The sequence below is a fragment of the Streptomyces albus subsp. albus genome (assembly GCF_000719865.1).
Classification (GTDB): domain Bacteria; phylum Actinomycetota; class Actinomycetes; order Streptomycetales; family Streptomycetaceae; genus Streptomyces; species Streptomyces albus_E.
The window spans coordinates 1-1471 of sequence record NZ_JOID01000072.1 but is presented as its reverse complement, the minus strand read 5'-3'; the positions used below and the strand labels follow the sequence as shown (position 1 = coordinate 1471).

Annotated in this window: 1 protein-coding gene; it reads right to left on the bottom strand. The window is 69.6% G+C overall.

What is annotated here, in order from left to right; all coding sequences use genetic code 11:
- Window positions 1-64: 64 nt before the first annotated feature.
- A complete protein-coding gene (locus IF83_RS0129380; RefSeq protein WP_030549407.1) occupies window positions 65-1282 on the bottom strand; it encodes an IS110 family RNA-guided transposase in 1218 nt (405 codons plus the stop codon).
- Window positions 1283-1471 lie beyond the last annotated feature (189 nt).

Below are 1471 nucleotides of genomic sequence, written 5' to 3'. Positions count from 1 at the left end.
GGGGTGCCTCTATGTCTTCCGTCAAGACACCCTGTCGGGTTTGGGATGGTTCGGGGTGCTGAGGTTATGCGGCGAGCTCGACATCTTTCGGTGTCCGGGATTCGTAGAAGGTGCCGTCGCGGAGCATGGCGAACAGAACGCTGATGCGTTGACGGGCGAGTCGGAGGAGGGCTTGGGTGTGGGTCTTGCCGCGTGCTCGCTGGCGGTCGTAGTAGCTGCGGGAGGCGGGGTCGGCGTTCATGCAGGCGAAGGCGGACAGGAACATCGCCCGTTTGAGCTGCCGGTTGCCGCCTCGGGGTGCGTGCTCACCGTGGATCGAGGTGCCGGACGACTTCGTGGTCGGGGCGAGTCCCGCGTAGGAGGCGAGGTGGGCGGCGGTGGGGAAGCTGGTGCCGTCGCCGACGGTGACCAGCAGGACGGCGGCGGTCCTGACGCCGACGCCGGGCATCGACGTCAGGACCGGGGAAAGAGGGTGAGCCTCCAGGAGGTCGGTGATCTGGGCTTCCATCGCCCGGCGCTGGGCGTGGACGGCGGCCAGAGACGCGGCCAGGGAGGGGATGACGATGTCCAGGGTGCCGGTGCCCGGGACAACAACGGTCTGCTCGTCCAGGGCATCGAAGACGTCGTCGATCAGCCGCTGGGCCATGCGCGGGGCTTTCGGGCGGATCAGCTCCACGAGTCTGCGGCGGCCGGCCTTGCGCAGGGCGGACGGGGAACCGTAGCGCTCCAGCAGCCAGGTCACGGCCTGGTGGTCCAGGCGCGGGCCCAGGACACGCTCCAGGCTGGGGTGGAACTGGGTGAGCAGGCCGCGTATCCGGTTGGATGTGCGGGTGGCCTCGGCCGCGAGGTCGGCGTCGAAGCCCACGAGGACCGTGAGTTCGGCGGTGATCTCGTCGGTCAGTTCCAGCGAGCGCAGGGTGTGGGGCATCGTCCGGGCGGCGTCGGCGATGACCGCGGCGTCCTTGGCGTCGGTCTTGGCCTCCCCGGGGTAAAGGTCGGCGATCCGGCGCATGGCAAGCCCGGGGAGGTAGGCCACCTGGCAGCCCGCGTCGCGGGCGACGGTCAGCGGCAGGGCGCCGATCGAGGCGGGCTGGTCGACGATCACCAGGACGGTGCCGAACTTCTCGCGCAGCTTGTCGAAGACGGCCCGCAGCCTGGGCTCGCTGTTGGGCAGTGGCTTGTCGAAGACCTTCTTCCCGGCCGGGGTGAGTCCGTGGCCGTGGTGGGCACTCTTGCCGACGTCCAGGCCCAGGAACACACCCACGTCTTCGATCTCGAACATCGCGCTTCTTCCCAAGGGGTGTTGGCGGTGCCGGCCTCGGCTCGGGTGTCGTGCTCGCGCATCCACGTTATGCAGACCTGCCGCCCGCGAACTGTCCGGCGTTGCACCGGACCGGGCGGTGGCCGGACCTCTGATCAGCGTCTCCGACGGCACCTCCCGGGCCCGGTGACACCACCCCCCAGGTCATCC

What these genes read in the sequence shown, in the direction of transcription:
- IF83_RS0129380 (WP_030549407.1), bottom strand. Translation starts at nt 1,282, where the DNA reads ATGTTCGAGATCGAAGACGTGGGTGTGTTCCTGGGCCTGGACGTCGGC.